This is a genomic window from Vibrio gallaecicus, assembly GCF_024347495.1.
Lineage (GTDB): Bacteria > Pseudomonadota > Gammaproteobacteria > Enterobacterales > Vibrionaceae > Vibrio > Vibrio gallaecicus.
On sequence record NZ_AP025490.1, the window covers coordinates 333,362 to 351,169 of the forward strand.

The following is a 17,808-nucleotide window of genomic DNA, read 5'->3' on the forward strand; positions in this document are numbered from 1 at the left end:
GTGTTTTTAAACGGTTTTGTCAACAATTTTACTTGACTAAAAATGACAGCGTGGTCAATAATGTCCCTAACACGCCCACCAAGCCTATGCTCTGCAAGCTCAAATTGAGTGGGCTTTTTTCTGCCTGTAATTTGCCGCAACGCGCTATTTGCTTCGCTCCAGTCACGGAGGCGAACTGATGGCAACCTTTACGAAAACTGCTAAAACACTAGATGAACAAATAGCCTTACTGCAAGATCGTGGGCTTACGATTCGTGATCCCGAACGTGCCAAACGCTACCTCGAAGTAATCAGCTTTTTTCGCTTATCAAGTTATATGCGCCCGTTTCAAATCCCTCATGACGAGTTACACAAGTTTAAAGCTGGTGCTGAGTTTAAATCGATAGTCGATCTCTATGCTTTTGATCGTGAGCTGCGTCTGTTAATGATGGATGCTATTGAACGTGTTGAAGTTGCAGTTCGTGCCACTATTAATAACCACATGGGTATTAAATATCAAACAGATGACCAGAATTCTGGTTCTCACTGGTATTTGAATGAAACTTTGTTTCGTCGCGACTATGGCCATAAAAAAATGTTGAGTGATGTTGAGCATTGTCAATCTCGTGACCATGCACAATTGTTGAGAGATATTCAAAAAATCAAAAAGAAAAACATAGCGAACGATATTAAAGAGCATCACATCAACAACCGTATCCGTGAAAGCTATCCGAGATTTTATCAGCAGACTTATCAATTACCTAGATTGATGCCAAGCTGGGCGATGGTGGAAGAGTTAACCTTTGGTACGATTTCTCATATTTACAAAGGTTTATCGAAAGATGCAGATCGTAAAGCGATAGCTAAACGATTTGATACGCCTCAAGATGTGTTTCAAAGCTGGCTACATACACTTAATTTTGTTCGTAATTGCTGTGCCCACCATAGCCGTCTTTGGAACCGAGAATTATCCATTTCCCCTAAAATCCCTAATGGTGAAGTATGGACTTTGCCTGATAAATTAGAACCTAGCCAAGTTCGCCCCAAACACCGTGTTTATATGGTGTTGTTGATGTTGGCGCATTTGATGCGGCAAATTAGCCCTGATAGTCAATGGCACAATAAAGTCAAAGCTTTGATTGTATTACACCCATCGGTACCTTTGGCACCAATGGGCTTTCCTGATGGTTGGCAAGAACATATTTTTTGGGGTGGTGAGAATGAGTAAGTATCAGGCGTATCCAGAATATAAAGACTCTGGAGTTGAATGGTTAGGGGAAATGCCAAGCCATTGGCGAGTAATACCAATTAAACATTTAGCAGATTTAAACCCTAAAAAATCTGCAATTGACCATACATTGCTAAACAAAGAATGCAATTTCCTCCCTATGGAGAAGCTAAAACTGAACTCCATTGTTTTGGATGAGAAACGCCTAGTCAGCGATGTTTATGATGGCTATACATACTTCGAAGATGGAGATGTACTCATGGCTAAGGTAACCCCTTGCTTTGAGAATAAAAATATCGCAGTCGCTTGTGGATTGGTAAACGGCGTTGGTTTTGGTTCATCTGAGATTTACGTTCTTCGCTCTAATGAAAAGACAGATAACCGTTTTCTGTACTACCGCCTTCAAGAAGACAGTTTTATGGATATTGCAACCGCGGCGATGACGGGAGCTGGCGGTTTAAAGCGCGTACCATCAGATGTTGTTAATGGATATTCCCTTGGTACACCTGAGGCGGATGAACAAACCAAAATCGCCAGTTTCCTCGATCACGAAACCGCCAAAATCGATACCTTGATCGACAAGCAGCAGCAACTTATCAAACTGCTGAAAGAAAAGCGCCAAGCGGTGATCAGCCATGCGGTGACTAAGGGGCTAAACCCAGAGGCACCGATGAAAGGTTCTGGGGTGGAATGGTTGGGGAAAGTGCCTGAGCATTGGGATTTAGTACCACTCAAGTATCTTTGCCTATTTAGTGGGGGAGGTACGCCTTCAAAAGATAATTTAGCGTATTGGACTAACGGCACAATGCCTTGGGTTTCTCCTAAAGATATGAAAACGTTTTGGGTCGATAAGACCCAAGATTACATTACAGATATTGCTGTAAAGGAGTCTTCTACGAACTTGGTGGAAACAGGCGCTCTTCTGATGGTAGTACGCTCTGGAATATTACAAAGAACGATTCCGATAGCAATCAACACTATCCCTGTTACTTTGAATCAAGACATGAAAGCTCTTCGCTTTAATGAGCGAATGACTGCTATTTACGCTGCAAACTATATTGTTGGAAATGTAGATAAACTACTTTTAGAGTGGTCAAAAGAAGGTGCAACAGTTGAAAGTATAGAGCACGAATATCTTACTAATAGCTTGTTCCCTGTACCTCCAGTTGAAGAACAGCAACAAATTGTTGATGTTCTTAAGGTTCAAATGGATAGGTATGATCAACTAGAACAAAGATCTGTGAAGGGTATTGAGTTGCTGTCTGAACGTCGTACAGCCCTAATCTCAGCCGCCGTCACAGGTAAAATCGACGTACGTAATTGGCAAGTTCCTGTGAACCAAGAAACTCAGCAGGAGGCTGGTTAATGAGCACCGATTCAACTCAAGAACGCATCTTCCAAGATGACATCATTCGTCAGATGGTGGCGAATGGTTGGATAGAAGGTAAACCTGAAGGCTATAACCGAGACTCGGCACTCTATGAACAAGATGTGCTCAACTTTGTGAAAGGAACCCAACCGAAAGAATGGGAGAAGTTCTGTAAGATTTACCCAAATGAATCCGACCGTCACTTCATTGATGCCTTAGTAGTACAGCTTAAAAAAGCCGATGTGAATGCCACTGACCAAGCCTCCCGTAGTTTTGGTACTTTAGGTGTACTGCGTCACGGCTTGAAAATTCGCAATGCACGTTTCTCGCTGTGTCAGTTTCAGCCAGAGCATAACCTAAACCCTGAAACCTTGGCACGTTATCAGCAGAATATCTGCCGTATTGTTCCAGAACTGGTTTACAGCCCTTATGCAACTAAAGAATACGTAGAGGCGACAGCTTCCTCTGAAAAAAATAGTAAAGCTAAGGCGTGGCGTATTGATCTGGTGCTGTTCGTCAACGGCTTACCAGTATCAACGCTTGAACTGAAATCAGAGTTCAAGCAAGCGGTAGAGAATGCGATTAAGCAGTACAAACGTACTCGTCTACCCAAAGACCCTGCGACCAAGAAACCAGAGCCACTATTAACCTTTAAACGTGGTGCTTTGGTGCATTTCGCCGTGAGTCAGTACGAAGTCTACATGGCAACCAAATTGGCAGGTGACGACACCTTCTTTCTTCCTTTCAATAAAGGTACTAAAGAAGGCGGTGCGGGCAACGATGTGCCTCAAGACAAGAGCCGTTATGCTACAGATTATTTGTGGAATGAGGTATTAGTCCCTGACAACCTATTGAATATCATCGGTCGCTTTGTTCACCTACAAATTGAAGAGAAAGAAGATTGGGAAGGGCGTAAAACCAAGAAAGAAACGCTTATCTTCCCTCGTTACCACCAATGGGATGTAGTCACTAAGCTGATTGATGCCGCTATCGAAGAGGGTACTGGTAATAAGTATCTTGTGCAGCACAGTGCGGGTTCGGGTAAGTCGAACTCTATTGCATGGACAGCACACCAGCTTTCTACGCTTTATGATGCTGAAGGTAACAAGCAATTCCATTCTGTCATTGTTGTAACTGACAGAACCGTTCTTGATGACCAACTGCAAGATACTATCTACCAGTTTGAACATGCCGATGGTGTGGTAGGGCGTATCAATAACAAAGAGGGCGATGGTTCTAAGTCTGAGAAGTTGGCTTCAGCGTTAGAGAACTCGCAACCTATTATCATCGTGACCATTCAAACCTTCCCGTTTGTGCTGCGTGCAATAGAAAATAGCACTAGCTTGAAAGAGCGCAGCTATGCCGTAATCGCGGACGAAGCGCACTCTTCGCAAAGTGGTTCTACTGCTCGTCAATTGAAAGAAGTGTTGATGACCGAAGAAGCCGATGATGACGTTGAATTATCGTCGGAAGATATTTTGGATGCGACCATTGCAGCACGGCAAGGCAGTGCCAACCTTAATTACTACGCTTTCACAGCAACCCCGAAACCAAAGACAATGGAGCTATTTGGGCGTTTACCTAAGCCTGAGCTTGCGCCGTCCAAGCAGAATAAACCAGAAGCGTATCATGTGTATTCAATGCGCCAAGCTATTGAAGAAGGCTTTATTCTAGATGTGCTAAAGAACTACACCAACTATAAGGTGATGTATCAATTAGCGCAGAAGGTGGAGGCTGCTGATAAAGAAGTCGACAGCAAGAAAGCCAAGGTTAAGTTAAACCAGTGGGTACGCCTACACGATCACAACATCTCACAAAAGGTCAAAGTGATTGTTGAGCATTTCAAAGATAACGTCATGGGCTTATTAGGTGGTCAGGCTAAAGCAATGGTGGTCACCAGCTCTCGTAAAGAAGCAGTGCGTTATAAGCTAGCTTTTGATAAGTACGTGGCGGATGCGCTCGCCGAGAAGAAGACTGGCTATGATGCGATTCGCGCTATGGTAGCTTTCTCTGGCGAAGTCGAATTTAACGCCAATGATCCTGATAGCTTTGCTTTTATCGATCAGAAGTTCACGGAAAAGAACATGAACCCAGACTTAAAAGGTCGGGATATGCGTAAAGCCTTTGATAGTGACGACTATCAGGTAATGCTTGTGGCGAATAAGTTCCAAACAGGCTTTGACCAACCGAAGTTATGCGCTATGTACGTTGATAAGAAGCTAGGTGGCGTAGAGTGTGTTCAAACTCTTTCTCGCCTTAACCGTACTTATCCGGGCAAGGCAGAAACAGGCACATTCGTATTAGACTTTTACAATGAACCAGACGAGATTTTAGGTTCCTTCCAACCCTATTACCAAACCGCAGAATTGGCGGACGTCACCGATCCTAATATGGTGTTTGACCTGTATGAGAAGCTGCGTACCAGTGGTATTTTCTTATGGTCTGAAGTAGAGCAGTTTTGCGAAGCCTTCTTCGCCAAGAACAAATCTAATGCCGCAATCAGTAACATCTGTCACCCAGCCAAAGAGCGTTGGCAAAAGCGTTATACCTCAGCGGTAGAGGCTTATATTAAAGCCAAAGAGATGTTTGAACGCACCAAGAAAACAGGCGACGCTGTTCTTATTGCCAATGCAGAGAATAGTTTTAAAGACTGCAAGCAAGAGAAAGACCGTCTTGAGATATTCAAGAAGGATCTCGGCAGCTTTACCCGCTTCTATGAGTTTATGTCTCAGCTCGTTGATTACGATGATAAAGAGCTAGAAAAGTTAAGCCTATACGCTCGTCACTTGCGTCCGTTGTTGCGTGAGAAGGTGATTGAGGAAGATGAGCTAGATTTAGATAACGTTGTAATGAGTCACTACCGTCTATCCAAGATCCGTCAGCAAGATATTCAGCTCAAAGAAGATTCTCCTGAATACCAACTTGAGCCAAGTACCGATATAGGCACAGCTAAGGCAAAGGACAAGAAGGAAGAGTTCCTTTCCCATATTCTCGACAAACTCAACGAAGTGTTCATCACTGATAACCTGTCAGACAAAGACATGATCAATTATGCCTTTACTGTTCGAGACAAGCTCACGGAGAATGAAGCTGTAATGAGCCAAATTGCCAATAACACCCGTGAACAAGCAATGCTTGGTGATTTCCCACAGGCAATTGATGATGCGATTCTTGGAAGTAATGAAGCGCATCAAGAGCAGATGATGCAGCTTCTGTCTGACCCTACAAAAACTCAGCAGTTTGCGCGGGTTATCTTTGATATGTTGAGTGGGTATAAGGGATAAAGAGCTGTATTTTTGGAATGAAGAGGCGGGGTGAATCGAAGTAGAGTATTTGTGAGGGGATGAGCCAGCGTGAATGACTGGCTCAAGCTCTAGGACATTCCGTTCTTTCAGTTGATTAAATAAACGTAAAGAACGGAAGAAACGGTTATAGGATCTAAGCGCTGGTGATGAGGTAGTAAAATTTTTTACGCCCAGTTTTGCCACCCATTTTAAAGTCAATGAGCTTGCCTGATAGCTTATCAATGATTTCAATACACTTGTCACGACCATAACAGGTATGTTTTATCAGATGCTCCCTCAGTTCGGTTTTGTCTGATTCAGTGGTGCTTAATAGGTTGGTAATGAGTGAAACAGCATCTTGATACTGGTTGATAAATTGAGTGTATTTGTTCTCCTCATCACGCAAAATCTTCTCTTTCGAGTAAGTATCAGAGTCGACGTTGTAGACAGAGTCAACCATATCAACGTAAGACATACTCTCAGATTTCTCATAAGCGTATGTGAGTTCGAGCGCGTTATTACCGCGCAGTTTTTGGTTGGTCAGTTTGATGTATTTGGTTTGTCGTCCTGATTGATCCATTTTTTCATCTTCAATGTCCATCAGGTAAATACAATCGACATCCTCCATGAGATCTGACGTGCCAGAATAGACAAGGTTGTTATTTAGATCTCGATTTTTGTTGGTATGACCTAAGCCGATAAATGTGCCGCCTTTAAGAATGAATTCGCTTACTTTGATACCAAAGGTACGCATGTTCTTCTTGTCCATTGTGTCGGCAAACTTTTTTAGTGTGTCGACAATGATAACAACGTTATTTGCAGCATTCTCGGCAGATAGCCCATCCAAAATGCTAAGCAGTGAATGCGATTTGAAGCCGTTGTAGCCCGGGACAAGCGCGTGGACACCGATGCGGGCTAAGATTTCAGTTTTCTCAATAACACCATTTTGAGAATCATCCGCATTGACGTAAAAGACTGATAGGTCATTAAGACGCCCTGCATAGTAGGCTTCTTTAAGTTGATTGATGATTAGTAAGGTTTTACCTACGTTCGGTGGAGCGAAGAGGGTGTTTGATTGCCCTTTAAGGACGAACCTATCTAAAATAAAAGTGCTTTCAGAAGCTTCTTGTTTGAATTTTTCTAGGTCTTCGTTAATAGAAAAAGCAGTAAGCATTTTCATTGTATTTGTTAGGGTGTTTTTCATTTTAGTTATATATCCAGTTTCAATATTTAAGTAATGGGAAGGGGCTGTGTGAGACCATTTCTGTGAGATAAGAAGCGGTATTTGCTTGTTATCAAATTAAGGCGAGTCCTGTGACTCGCCAGAAAGTTCTTATATGTGAGAATTAACGAACGCGGTGTGGGAAATCTTTGAAGCCGTTTTCCATCACGAATACCTTATCTTCACCATTGATCACCCAGCGCAGACCAGCCTCAGCCCAGTCTCCATTGGCTTGTTGATATTCCACCGAGAGGATGAAAGATAAGTAGTTACCATTCCGGTCTCCGTAAGCGCGCTCTAGTGGGAATTTAGTGCGAATATTTCCGTTGGTGCTGTATGTGTACATGTAATGTTTTCCTATATTTTGATAACAGTGATCCCTCCCCCGATTATTGGAGATAGGATCAACGAGGATTTAAATTAAGATCTAAGCGGCTAAACGACTGGGTAGTGTCGGGTAGAAGCGTAAGTAGATATTGTTCAGGATGTTCAAGTCGCGATGACCAGAGACTTTCGAAATCGCAGGGAGACTCCAGTTTGCTTCATACAAACGACATAGTGCTTCTGCCCGAAGGTCATGAAAGTGCAGGTCTTTAATCTTAAGTTTTTTCATTGTTCTTCCCCAAGAAGTAGTTACCGAATCAGCGTTGTAGGGAAAAATAGGATCACTGTTTTTGCCGCGAGGTTGTCGTTCAATAATTTCAATCGCTTTAGACGATAGCTCAAAAGTTGAAGTTATCTTCTGACCTTTGACTGGTGTTTTACGGTTACTGATCGTAAGGGTGCGATTTTCAGCATTCCAGTTCCCCCAACAGATCTTTTCACTACAAATCTCTCCACGTCTTGCTGCTGTTTCTAGTGCAAACTCAAAAATATCTAGCATAGGAATTTTATAGCGAGAGTTGAGGCTCTGCTTTTTAAGCTCTAGTGCAATTGAATTCAGCTCATCTTCTGATGGGCGGCGAGTACGCTCCGCGCTGCGTGATATATAGCCTCTGCGTCTTGCAGTCTTGGTGGCAGCGGCATTGCCGTCGAGTTCAATTTCCAGTTGCAAGATTGTATTGCAATCTTGCAAAGTTGAGCGCAGCACTGACATGTTGTGAGCAACTGTTTGAGGTTGGTTCCCCCATTTGTCATGCATGTGTTCAGCTAAATTAAACCAGTGATGGGCTTTTAGCTGGTCGGCGGGAGCATTGCCAAAAGAAGTACGAGCAATTCGTTTGAGTAGCGAAGCTCTCTCAACTTTCAAATCAATGAAACGAGGGCTGCTGATGCACGCATTGATAACCTCGGACATAGATAGATGTTTTTGCGTTTGGGAGAAGAAGCTTAAATCACCCTTCTCAAACTTATCTTTGAGTTTTTTTTCGAAAGCTCGTGCCTTTGATTTGGTTGAAAAGGTACGTGACTTTTGAGCAACAAGCGGGTCAGTTTGAAGAGTTCGCGCTCGTACTTTGTGTTTAGTGCAGTATTTGTTTTTCGGGTTCGATTTCTCAATAAAAGTAGATGGCATTGTCCATCTCCAAGTTAATGCCGTTTAGGCGTTGGAGTGAATTTAAACTATCAGCAACCGCAAGTAAAGGGGTAATCTTTAGATAAATCTCTTGTTAATCAGGCACTTACAAGTAATTTTTACTTGTAATAGAGCTTGGGATTTTAAGTGATTCAAGCACTTATGTTCGGGTCTTTACGATAAATTAAGTATTTAAATTCTTTAAATAACAGAATTAATTGGAGAGTTGAGTCAGAATAAACCTGCCATGTGGCAGGCTTAAGGAGAGAGTTTATCGATTGTGAAGGTCACCAACCCCTAATCGAAGGTAGATATTATTTAGGACATTGATGTCCCTGTGCCCCGTGATTTTAGATATTTCTACAATGTTCAACCCTCGTTCAAACAGTTGGCATGCGCCTTCAGCACGGAGGTCGTGATAGTGCAAGTCACTAATACCTTGTTCTCGGCACATTCGTTGCCATGCCGCACCTACTGAGGTGGCTTTATACGGGAAGATACACTCTTCGCTTTTAGCCTGCCGTTTGATGATCTCTAATGCCTCAGGAAACAGTGGTATCGTGCAATGATTACCTTTCTTCCTTCTAGGATCTTTACGGTCTCGAATGGTCAACGTGCCGTCTTTAAGGTTCAAATCGTCCCAAGTGACACGGGTAATCTCTCCAAGCCTCATGCATGTTAGAATTGACATGTGGAAGATATCGACTAAAGGTATATGTGATGCTCGATGGCTCTGACGTTTATGCAAGCCTTCTTCAGCCAGTATCAATTCTTCTTTCGTTGCTCGGCGATCTCGTTGATTACTGCGGCCAATCAATCCGTACTGAACGAGAGTCGGTATTGCTTCGTTGTGGGCGTGTATGTTGGCTAAATATCCAAACATTGGCCCTGCAACGTTAATAATACTACGCAGATATGTGATGTCTTGATAGACAGTTTGCGGCAGTGGTGCTGTCGGTTCTTGCAAACGTTCTCGGCAATGTCTAACTAAATGGTGGGCACTAAGCTGATCTGCCTGTACCAAAGCAATGTCATAACTACGCAACCGTCTCAAAACAGCCGCTTTGGAGCGGCCAAGATCTTTGGAAGTAATTCGGTCATTTAGGTAGAGGGTGATGAGGTCACCAATTAAGATGCTTCTCTTAGGGGCATCAAGGGAAGGAATACCCTGCTCATCTAGCTCTTTAACGATTTCTTTTGCCCATTTGGTGGCATCAGTTTTCTTGTTAAATGTTTTTGACTTTTCAAATACTCGTTTGTTGTGACGTGTTGCTCTAACGCGCGCTTTATACTTGATCCCAGAATTGCGTTTAATTTTTTCGATGTGAATTGTAGCCATAAGAACCTCTTATCTGTTGATGAAGAGGTGCTCTACCTTTATGTCTCTCGTGAGCATTGAAGCACTAGCGACTGATCGCTATAATCCGCTCCTTGAATACTCGCTTGGGGGACAGTTAATGTCCCTCATTTGTCCCCCGATCTGTCCCCTAGTGTCAAAATAGGCTGAAATCGGATGAAATATATAGCAATGCCCCTATGTGGTATTAACTGTAACTCGCTAAATTATAAGGGTTTTTGAAATATGTTCGCACCATCTCGATTCTCGGTAGCACCCATGCTCGATTGGACTGACCGCCATTGTCGTTATTTCCACCGTTTGCTTTCACAGCAGACGCTTTTGTATACCGAGATGGTGACGACAGGTGCAATCCTTCATGGTAAAGGTGATTTCCTTCAATACAGTGAGCAGGAACATCCTATTGCTTTGCAGCTTGGCGGTTCAAACCCAGTTGATTTAGCGGCTTGCGCTAAGTTAGCGGCAGAGCGTGGCTATGATGAAGTAAACCTTAACGTAGGTTGCCCTTCTGATCGTGTTCAAAATGGTCGTTTTGGTGCGTGCTTAATGGCTGAACCAGAGCTGGTGGCTGATTGTGTAAGCGCAATGAAAGAAGTGGCTGATATTCCTATCACTGTGAAAACGCGAATTGGTATCGATGATCTAGATTCATATGAGTTTCTTACGCAGTTTATTTCAACTGTCTATGAGAAAGGCGGATGTGAACAATTCACTATTCATGCACGTAAAGCTTGGTTAAGTGGTCTAAGCCCAAAAGAGAATCGAGAGATCCCACCTCTAGACTATGAGCGAGCATACCAAATTAAGAAAGACTTCCCTGAGCTTGTTATTGCGTTGAATGGTGGTATCACCACACTGGAAGACTCGAAAGAGCACCTGAAGCATTTAGATGGTGTGATGATTGGTCGTGAGGCTTATCATAGCCCGTTTATCTTGGCTGAAGTTGATCAGCAAATATTTGGTTTAGATACGCCAATTAAGAAGCGCTCACAGGTAGTTGAAGAGATGTATCCGTACATTGAACGTGAGTTATCAAATGGCGCAAGCCTAGGGCACATTTCTCGTCATATGCTTGGTTTGTTCCAAAGCATGCCGGGCGCAAGACAATGGCGTCGTTATATTAGTGAGAATGCGCATAAGAAAGGCTCTGGAATCGAAGTAATCGAAACGGCTCTCGCTAAAATCCCTAAAGAGCTTAATGTATAGAATGTTTTTGAGTGTGAATTTTGCCACTAAAGGCTAAATTTACCTCTCCCATAAAGTGAGAAGCCACGCCTAAATAGGTGTGGCTTTTTATTTTGTTGATTTATATGGTTTTTATTTGTTTTTGTATCTTGGTATGGATGCTGCAATGTCTTAACTGTAGTGAATTAGCTAAGTTAGGAGAATAAGAATGTTTGAATTGATTTTTGTTTTAATTTTTGTCGCAACGCTGTTGGTTACCGGTATTACTTTTATGACGGTCCTAGCTGCAACCGCTATCGCATTAATTGTGATGTTTGTTTTAGGCATGATGGGTGTCGTGCTTAAACTTTTACCTTGGCTTATTGTGATTGCTCTTGGTGTTTGGTTCTTTAAGAACTTTGTCTACTCGACTCGTTAAATGTCACCGCTGCTAATGTTTGTCGTTTAGTTTTAAAGATGTGTGGTAGAATTTTGTTCATTAATTGATTGAAAGTGCCCATGTGCTGGCACCAGAATAAAATCGGAGCCATCTCAAATGAATAAACTACCGTTGGTTGCGTTAGTAGGCTTGTTGTCTTTTAATGCTTCTTCTTTCGCAGCGACTGAAACTGATTCTTTTTATAAAGGAAAAGTGGGGGCTGACATGTGGTGGGGAAGCACTAAGTTGAATGAAGTTAGAAAAGACGACTCGAGTTCACCTTCGCTGTATTTTGCATTTGAACATAAATTTCCAATGCTTCCTAACGCAAGCATTCGCTATACCACAATTGACTCTAGTGACTTAGCATTCGATAAATACGATTATACTTTTTACTACAATGTATTAGATCATGACTTAATGCATTTTGATGCTGGTATCACTGTGACTCAGTATTCTGGTTCTAAGTATATTGAACCTGTAAACGGTGGTCAGTCTGATTTTGACGAGTTAACTTGGAGCTTTTATGGCGGCGCTGAGATAAACGTTCCTAAAACGAATATTGATTTTATTGGCTCAATGGAATTTGGTGACAGTAAGGGCATTAAAAGCACTGACTTAATGGCTGGTGTTCAATATCGTTTACCAGTTGTTGATTCTGAAGTTGCATTTCGAGGCGGCTATAGAGTTATCGACCTTGATTCTGATGAGGTATTCGCTTCAGATGCAGGTAAAGCTTTCGTAATGGTTGATGGCTGGTTTATGGGTGCAGAGCTGCGCTTTTAAGATCCTCCTGCTTATTTTTAGAACGTCACTTTATTAAGTGGCGTTTTTTTATACCTATTGATTATATCGTTCTGGAATTAGTTAGCACATTCATGACTTTCTACCATCCTTAAAGTTGAACGTATTGCCGAACGTTTAAGTTAGGGTTTGAAGGAAGGATAGACTATGACTCTCAATGAGCTGAGAAATTTATACAGAGAAAACTTGTTAGTAGAAGCTATTATAGAGCCCTCAATACAAGAAGGGACTTGGGTTGTAGAGTTTAGGCACTTAAGTGGTGGCTTTGTGTTATTAACGGATACCCATGGTGGAGAGTGCCATTATGATGATTTAGATCTTGCTTCTAAATCAGCCATGGCTGTTGGTTTTCAGCAAGTGCGTATTGAAAATAAGTGAATATATTGAGTTTATAGGCTTCTTACTTCCAAAAAGTTATAAAACATACTTATCTATTCTTTCTTGTTATTAAGAGGAGTGGTTAATCTAACGGCACGCAATGATTAGGGATGTCGTGACCATGTCGTTACACAAAAAAGAATCTTTACAAAATAATGAGTCATCAGGAAACGCTGCTTCGGTATCGCTACCTGGCTTAGCTGCACCTTTAAATGACCAACAACTTGGTCAACTTCAACAAACTGTTTCTGAATTATCACCTCAACAACTTGCTTGGGTGAGTGGTTACCTTTGGGGAGTGAGTCAATCTCAACCTGTTGGAGCTGCTGCGCCTATCGCTCATGCTGCAGCCGCAGTTGCTGCAAAACCTGCAGGTAAGCTTTCTATTATCTTCGCTTCTCAAACTGGTAATGCTAAAGGCGTTGCTGAAACTTTAGAAGCTGAAGCTAAGGCATTAGGTATTTCAGTTCAATTGTTTGATGCGAGCGATTACAAAGGTAAAAACCTTGCGAAAGAAACGCACGTTATTTTCGTAGCATCAACAAATGGTGAGGGTGAAGCGCCTGATAATGCCATTGAACTGCACGAGTTTTTACAATCAAAGAAAGCGCCTAAGTTATCCAATCTACAATATGGTGTGATTGGATTAGGTGACTCTAGCTATGAATTCTTCTGCCAAACGGGTAAAGATTTTGATAGCTACCTTGCTAAATTAGGTGCGACTCCCTTCATTGACCGTATTGATTGTGATGTTGATTACGAAGAAGCGGCAAGTGACTGGAATGCCAAGGCATTAGAAACTGTTAAAGAAGCGCTTTCTTCAGGCAGTGAAGCAGAAGTGGTTCAATTACCTGTTGGTCAAGCTGCACCTGGTCATTCCCAATACACGAAACAAAATCCATATACCGCCACTTTACTGACTAGCCAGAAAATAACAGGTCGAGATTCAGGTAAAGACGTTCGCCACATCGAAATTGATTTAGATGAATCAGGTATTACTTACCAACCTGGCGACGCACTTGGTGTGTGGTATGAAAACAGCTCTGATCTAGCAAATGAAATTTTAGCGAAGGTTGGTTTATCTGGTGTTGAAAGCATTGAAGTCGATGGTGAGAGTCTTTCTATTCATAGTGCTCTTGTCAGTAAATATGAAATTACTTCATCAAACCCGCAACTAGTGACCAAGTTTTCCGAGTTATCTGGCAGTAAAAAACTAGAAAAGCTGGTGGCAGATAAAGACAAATTACGTGAATACGCAGGTAATACTCAAGTTGTTGACGTATTAGCTGAAAAGAAAACTAAATTATCGGCTGAAGAATTAATTGGGTTGTTGCGTAAGCTAACTCCTCGATTGTACTCAATTGCTTCTAGCCAAGCGGAAGTAGATGAAGAAGTTCACCTAACGGTTGGTTTAGTTGAATACCAAAAAGGTGAAAAGACTCGTTTCGGTGGAGCATCAAGCTTCTTATCTCAACGCCTAGAAGAAGGTGGGGAAGTTAAAGTCTTTGTTGAAAATAATAATAACTTCAAACTTCCACAAGATGACAGTACTCCAATAATCATGGTTGGTCCTGGTACTGGTATTGCTCCGTTCCGTAGTTTTGTTCAAGAGCGTGAAAACCGCGAAGCTGAAGGTAAAAACTGGTTGTTATTCGGTGACCGTACCTTTACTCAAGATTTCTTATATCAAGTGGAATGGCAGAAGTATCTTAAGTCCGGTGTGTTAACTCGTCTCGATGTTGCATTTAGCCGAGATCAGAATGAAAAAGTTTATGTTCAACACCGTTTACTTGAGCAAGCAGAACAAGTTTGGCAATGGCTGCAAGATGGCGCTTACTTGTACGTGTGTGGTGATGCAACTCGTATGGCGAAAGATGTTCATGATGCACTAGTGACAATTGCTCAAGAGCAAGGTCAGTTAGAGCGTGAGCAAGCTGAACAATATATTAATGATTTACGCAAAGCGAAGCGTTACCAAAGGGATGTGTACTAATGAGCAAACAAGAAGTATTAGGACAAGTATTAGGTCCTCTTTCTGATAATGAACGTTTAAAGAGAGAAAGTAACCATCTTCGCGGTACGATTGAAGCAGATTTGCAAGATAGAATCACTGGTGGATTTAAGGCTGATAACTTCCAGCTGATCCGTTTCCACGGTATGTATCAACAAGATGACCGTGACATTCGTAATGAGCGTGCTAAGCAGAAACTAGAACCTCTGCATAATGTGATGCTTCGTGCACGTATGCCTGGCGGAATCATTACTCCAACACAGTGGCTAGCGATTGATAAATTCGCGGATGAAAGTACCTCTTACGGAAGTATTCGTTTAACTACACGTCAAACATTCCAGTTCCACGGTGTTTTAAAGCCAAATATCAAGTTGATGCACCAAACGCTCAATAGTATAGGCATTGATTCGATTGCAACTGCGGGCGATGTAAACCGAAATGTTTTGTGTACGACTAACCCAGTAGAATCTGAGCTTCACCAAGAAGCTTATGAGTGGGCGAAAAAGATCAGTGAGCACTTATTACCTAAGACACGCGCTTATGCAGAAATCTGGCTAGATGGTGAGAAACTAGAAACCACAGATGAAGAGCCAATTTTAGGCAGTAACTACCTTCCTCGTAAATTCAAAACGACGGTAGTGATTCCGCCGCAAAATGATGTAGATGTTCATGCTAATGATTTGAACTTCATTGCGATTGCAGATAATGGAAAGTTAGTAGGCTTTAACGTATTAGTCGGTGGTGGTCTGGCGATGACTCATGGCGATACTTCTACTTATGCACGTAAAGCTGATGATTTTGGCTTTGTACCGTTAGAGAAAACATTAGAAGTTGCAGCTGCAGTTGTTACAACTCAACGAGATTGGGGTAATCGCTCAAATCGTAAGAATGCCAAAACTAAATACACGTTAGACCGAGTAGGCATTGATGTATTCAAAGCTGAAGTTGAAAAACGAGCTGGCGTTGAGTTTTCACAGAGTCGCCCTTATGAATTTACTGAACGTGGCGATCGTATCGGTTGGGCTGAAGGCATCGATGGTAAACACCATTTAGCACTATTTATTGAAAATGGTCGTTTACTGGATTTTCCTGGTAAGGCACTTAAAACTGGCGTTGCAGAAATTGCGAAGATCCATAAAGGTGACTTCCGTATGACAGCAAACCAAAACTTAATTGTGGCTGGTGTACCTGAAGATCAAAAAGAAGTAATTGAAGGGTTAGCTCGTCAATATGGCTTGATGGATGATGCTGTTTCAGAACAGCGTAAAAATTCGATGGCGTGTGTTGCGTTTCCAACATGTCCGTTAGCAATGGCTGAAGCTGAACGTTTCCTTCCTGAGTTTGTTACTGATGTTGAAGATATTCTTAAGAAGCACGGTCTACCAGAGGATGACAATATCATCCTTCGTATTACAGGGTGTCCAAATGGTTGCGGGCGTGCAATGTTGGCTGAACTTGGTTTAGTTGGTAAAGCTCCTGGTCGTTACAACATGCATCTAGGTGGTAATAAAGCAGGCACTCGTATCCCTAAGATGTATAAAGAGAACATCACATCAGCTCAAATTTTAGAAGAAATTGATTCGCTGGTGGATCGTTGGTCTAAAGAGCGTGAGGAAAATGAAGGCTTTGGTGACTTCACTATCCGAGCTGGGATCATCGAAGAGGTGATTATTTCTAAGAGGGATCTACATGCATAACTCTGTCGCTTCAAAATTGAAGTTAGCAGAACTACTCACATTGACCAAGACGCAGCAGATACTTCGTCTTGGGCAAATTAATTCTGAGTTAGAGCAGCTAACTGCATTAGAAAGAGTCCAATGGGCATTAGAGAATTTAGAAGGGACGCATGTTGTTTCTTCTAGCTTCGGTATCCAAGCTGCGTTAATGCTGCACTTAGTGACTCAGGCTAAACCGGATATTCCAGTTATCCTTACTGATACTGGATATTTGTTTCCAGAAACCTATCGCTTCATTGATGAGTTAAGTCATAAGCTCACTCTTAACCTACAAGTATTTCGATCGCACCAAAGCCCTAATTGGCAAGAAGCGCAATATGGTAAGTTGTGGGAGCAGGGGATCGAAGGAATAGAGAAATACAATAAACTTAATAAAGTTGAACCAATGAGAAGAGCGCTAGATGAACTAGAAGCTGGTACTTGGTTTTCTGGGCTGAGACGTGAGCAATCTCAATCACGTGCTAATCTTCCAATACTGTCTCTGCAAAATGGTGTTTTTAAATTCTTACCTGTTATCGACTGGACAAATAAAGATGTGCACTATTACTTAGAGAAACATAACCTTCAGTATCACCCGCTACGTGAGCAAGGGTATTTGTCAATTGGCGATACTCACACTACGAAAAAGTGGGAACCAGGTATGACTGAAGAAGAAACTCGATTCAATGGATTGAAGCGAGAATGTGGTCTTCATGAAGATGATGGTGAGTCACACGGATCTGGTATTTGATTTTAATTAGTGAGAGAAGCGGCCTTTAGGCTGCTTTTTTTATTTTGGTGATTAAGAAAATATGATGTTTGTGGATAAGTCTGTGGGTATGGTGTATTTGCTTTGGGGTTAAATGTAATAAAATAGGTGTTTGGTCGTTTATTTGCCATTTAGCCTCTATTTTTGCAATTATCTTAAATTAAAGCTTGCCAATATACTGAGGTTCTCTATAATGCCGCCTCACTGACACGGCAGACGCCACAAGGCTTCAGCGAAGAATGTTGGTTAGGTTACTAGCTTAAAGCGATAATTCGCTTCTACTTTTTAAAAAAGTGGAAATTAAATTTAAAAAGTGTTTGACACTGAGATTTAAATAGCTAGAATAGCCGCCTCTTCCGAAGTGATGTTAGTTACTAAGAAGAACAGTTCTTTAACAATTTAAACCTATCAATCTGTGTGGGTACTCGTTGATGAATATCAAAATTTGTTTTGCATTAGCAAAGCAAGATTTCCTCGGAAATCAATTTGGTTTCAATGAACTGAGTGACCAATACAAAATTAAGTTTACTTAATTTTGGCACAGTCAATTCATTACCATTCTGTTGGAATGGTAAT

Annotated in this window: 14 protein-coding genes; 10 read left to right on the plus strand and 4 right to left on the minus strand. The window is 41.9% G+C overall.

The window, feature by feature from the left end; translation table 11 throughout:
* The first annotated feature begins 178 nt into the window (after window positions 1-178).
* From OCU78_RS01525 to OCU78_RS01535, 3 genes are read left to right on the plus strand one after another with little or no spacing between them, the layout of a single operon-like run.
* Window positions 179-1,207 carry an Abi family protein gene (locus OCU78_RS01525; protein ID WP_137374108.1) on the plus strand — a complete coding sequence of 343 codons (1,029 nt, stop codon included), beginning with the start codon at window positions 179-181 and terminating at the stop codon, window positions 1,205-1,207.
* The gene (locus OCU78_RS01530) at window positions 1,200-2,573 is read left to right on the plus strand and encodes a restriction endonuclease subunit S (protein ID WP_137374109.1); all 1,374 of its coding nucleotides are present in this window, start codon (window positions 1,200-1,202) and stop codon (window positions 2,571-2,573) included. The genes OCU78_RS01525 and OCU78_RS01530 overlap by 8 nt, the downstream gene beginning before the upstream one ends.
* A complete protein-coding gene (locus OCU78_RS01535; RefSeq protein WP_137374110.1) occupies window positions 2,573-5,860 on the plus strand; it encodes a type I restriction endonuclease subunit R in 3,288 nt (1,095 codons plus the stop codon). The genes OCU78_RS01530 and OCU78_RS01535 overlap by 1 nt, the downstream gene beginning before the upstream one ends.
* A gap of 154 nt (window positions 5,861-6,014) precedes the next feature.
* Here the strand turns inward: OCU78_RS01535 and OCU78_RS01540 are convergent, their stop codons facing one another.
* From OCU78_RS01540 to OCU78_RS01555, 4 genes are all read right to left on the minus strand, one after another.
* The gene (locus tag OCU78_RS01540) at window positions 6,015-7,064 is read right to left on the minus strand and encodes a helicase RepA family protein (RefSeq protein ID WP_218941046.1); all 1,050 of its coding nucleotides are present in this window, start codon (window positions 7,062-7,064) and stop codon (window positions 6,015-6,017) included.
* Window positions 7,065-7,206: 142 nt separating this feature from the next.
* A complete protein-coding gene (locus OCU78_RS01545) occupies window positions 7,207-7,428 on the minus strand; it encodes a hypothetical protein (protein ID WP_102501347.1) in 222 nt (73 codons plus the stop codon).
* Between the two features lie 81 nt (window positions 7,429-7,509).
* Window positions 7,510-8,595: a site-specific integrase gene (locus OCU78_RS01550; protein WP_137374112.1), complete on the minus strand. Its 1,086-nt coding sequence runs from the start codon at window positions 8,593-8,595 to the stop codon at window positions 7,510-7,512.
* Window positions 8,596-8,866: 271 nt separating this feature from the next.
* The gene (locus OCU78_RS01555) at window positions 8,867-9,934 is read right to left on the minus strand and encodes a site-specific integrase (protein ID WP_137374113.1); all 1,068 of its coding nucleotides are present in this window, start codon (window positions 9,932-9,934) and stop codon (window positions 8,867-8,869) included.
* Window positions 9,935-10,177: 243 nt separating this feature from the next.
* Here OCU78_RS01555 and dusA point away from each other — a divergent pair, with 243 nt between their 5' ends.
* The 7 genes from dusA to OCU78_RS01590 all read left to right on the plus strand — a co-directional run bounded on the left by dusA (window position 10,178) and on the right by OCU78_RS01590 (window position 17,214).
* Window positions 10,178-11,158, plus strand: coding sequence for a tRNA dihydrouridine(20/20a) synthase DusA (gene dusA / locus OCU78_RS01560; RefSeq protein ID WP_137374114.1), 981 nt, complete (start codon window positions 10,178-10,180; stop codon window positions 11,156-11,158).
* 187 nt (window positions 11,159-11,345) lie between these two features.
* Complete coding sequence (pspG, locus tag OCU78_RS01565) at window positions 11,346-11,555, plus strand: envelope stress response protein PspG (RefSeq protein ID WP_137374115.1); 210 nt, start codon at window positions 11,346-11,348, stop codon at window positions 11,553-11,555.
* Window positions 11,556-11,672: 117 nt separating this feature from the next.
* A complete protein-coding gene (locus tag OCU78_RS01570) occupies window positions 11,673-12,341 on the plus strand; it encodes a TIGR04219 family outer membrane beta-barrel protein (RefSeq protein ID WP_137374116.1) in 669 nt (222 codons plus the stop codon).
* A 165-nt stretch (window positions 12,342-12,506) separates the two neighbouring features.
* On the plus strand, window positions 12,507-12,737 hold the full coding sequence (locus tag OCU78_RS01575) for a hypothetical protein (protein ID WP_137374117.1): 231 nt from the start codon (window positions 12,507-12,509) through the stop codon (window positions 12,735-12,737).
* Between the two features lie 121 nt (window positions 12,738-12,858).
* Window positions 12,859-14,730, plus strand: a complete 1,872-nt coding sequence (locus tag OCU78_RS01580; RefSeq protein WP_137374118.1) for an assimilatory sulfite reductase (NADPH) flavoprotein subunit — start codon at window positions 12,859-12,861, stop codon at window positions 14,728-14,730.
* Window positions 14,730-16,445, plus strand: a complete 1,716-nt coding sequence (gene cysI, locus OCU78_RS01585) for an assimilatory sulfite reductase (NADPH) hemoprotein subunit (protein WP_137374119.1) — start codon at window positions 14,730-14,732, stop codon at window positions 16,443-16,445. Before OCU78_RS01580 ends, cysI begins: the two co-directional genes overlap by 1 nt.
* Window positions 16,438-17,214, plus strand: a complete 777-nt coding sequence (locus OCU78_RS01590; RefSeq protein WP_137374120.1) for a phosphoadenylyl-sulfate reductase — start codon at window positions 16,438-16,440, stop codon at window positions 17,212-17,214. Before cysI ends, OCU78_RS01590 begins: the two co-directional genes overlap by 8 nt.
* Window positions 17,215-17,808 lie beyond the last annotated feature (594 nt).

Bases quoted from the DNA above. Each gene is read 5' to 3' on its own strand.
- OCU78_RS01525 (WP_137374108.1), top strand. From the start codon at position 179: ATGGCAACCTTTACGAAAACTGCTAAAACACTAGATGAACAAATAGCC.
- OCU78_RS01530 (WP_137374109.1), top strand. From the start codon at position 1,200: ATGAGTAAGTATCAGGCGTATCCAGAATATAAAGACTCTGGAGTTGAA.
- OCU78_RS01535 (WP_137374110.1), top strand. From the start codon at position 2,573: ATGAGCACCGATTCAACTCAAGAACGCATCTTCCAAGATGACATCATT.
- OCU78_RS01540 (WP_218941046.1), bottom strand. From the start codon at position 7,064: ATGAAAAACACCCTAACAAATACAATGAAAATGCTTACTGCTTTTTCT.
- OCU78_RS01545 (WP_102501347.1), bottom strand. From the start codon at position 7,428: ATGTACACATACAGCACCAACGGAAATATTCGCACTAAATTCCCACTA.
- OCU78_RS01550 (WP_137374112.1), bottom strand. From the start codon at position 8,595: ATGCCATCTACTTTTATTGAGAAATCGAACCCGAAAAACAAATACTGC.
- OCU78_RS01555 (WP_137374113.1), bottom strand. From the start codon at position 9,934: ATGGCTACAATTCACATCGAAAAAATTAAACGCAATTCTGGGATCAAG.
- dusA (WP_137374114.1), top strand. From the start codon at position 10,178: ATGTTCGCACCATCTCGATTCTCGGTAGCACCCATGCTCGATTGGACT.
- pspG (WP_137374115.1), top strand. From the start codon at position 11,346: ATGTTTGAATTGATTTTTGTTTTAATTTTTGTCGCAACGCTGTTGGTT.
- OCU78_RS01570 (WP_137374116.1), top strand. From the start codon at position 11,673: ATGAATAAACTACCGTTGGTTGCGTTAGTAGGCTTGTTGTCTTTTAAT.
- OCU78_RS01575 (WP_137374117.1), top strand. From the start codon at position 12,507: ATGACTCTCAATGAGCTGAGAAATTTATACAGAGAAAACTTGTTAGTA.
- OCU78_RS01580 (WP_137374118.1), top strand. From the start codon at position 12,859: ATGTCGTTACACAAAAAAGAATCTTTACAAAATAATGAGTCATCAGGA.
- cysI (WP_137374119.1), top strand. From the start codon at position 14,730: ATGAGCAAACAAGAAGTATTAGGACAAGTATTAGGTCCTCTTTCTGAT.
- OCU78_RS01590 (WP_137374120.1), top strand. From the start codon at position 16,438: ATGCATAACTCTGTCGCTTCAAAATTGAAGTTAGCAGAACTACTCACA.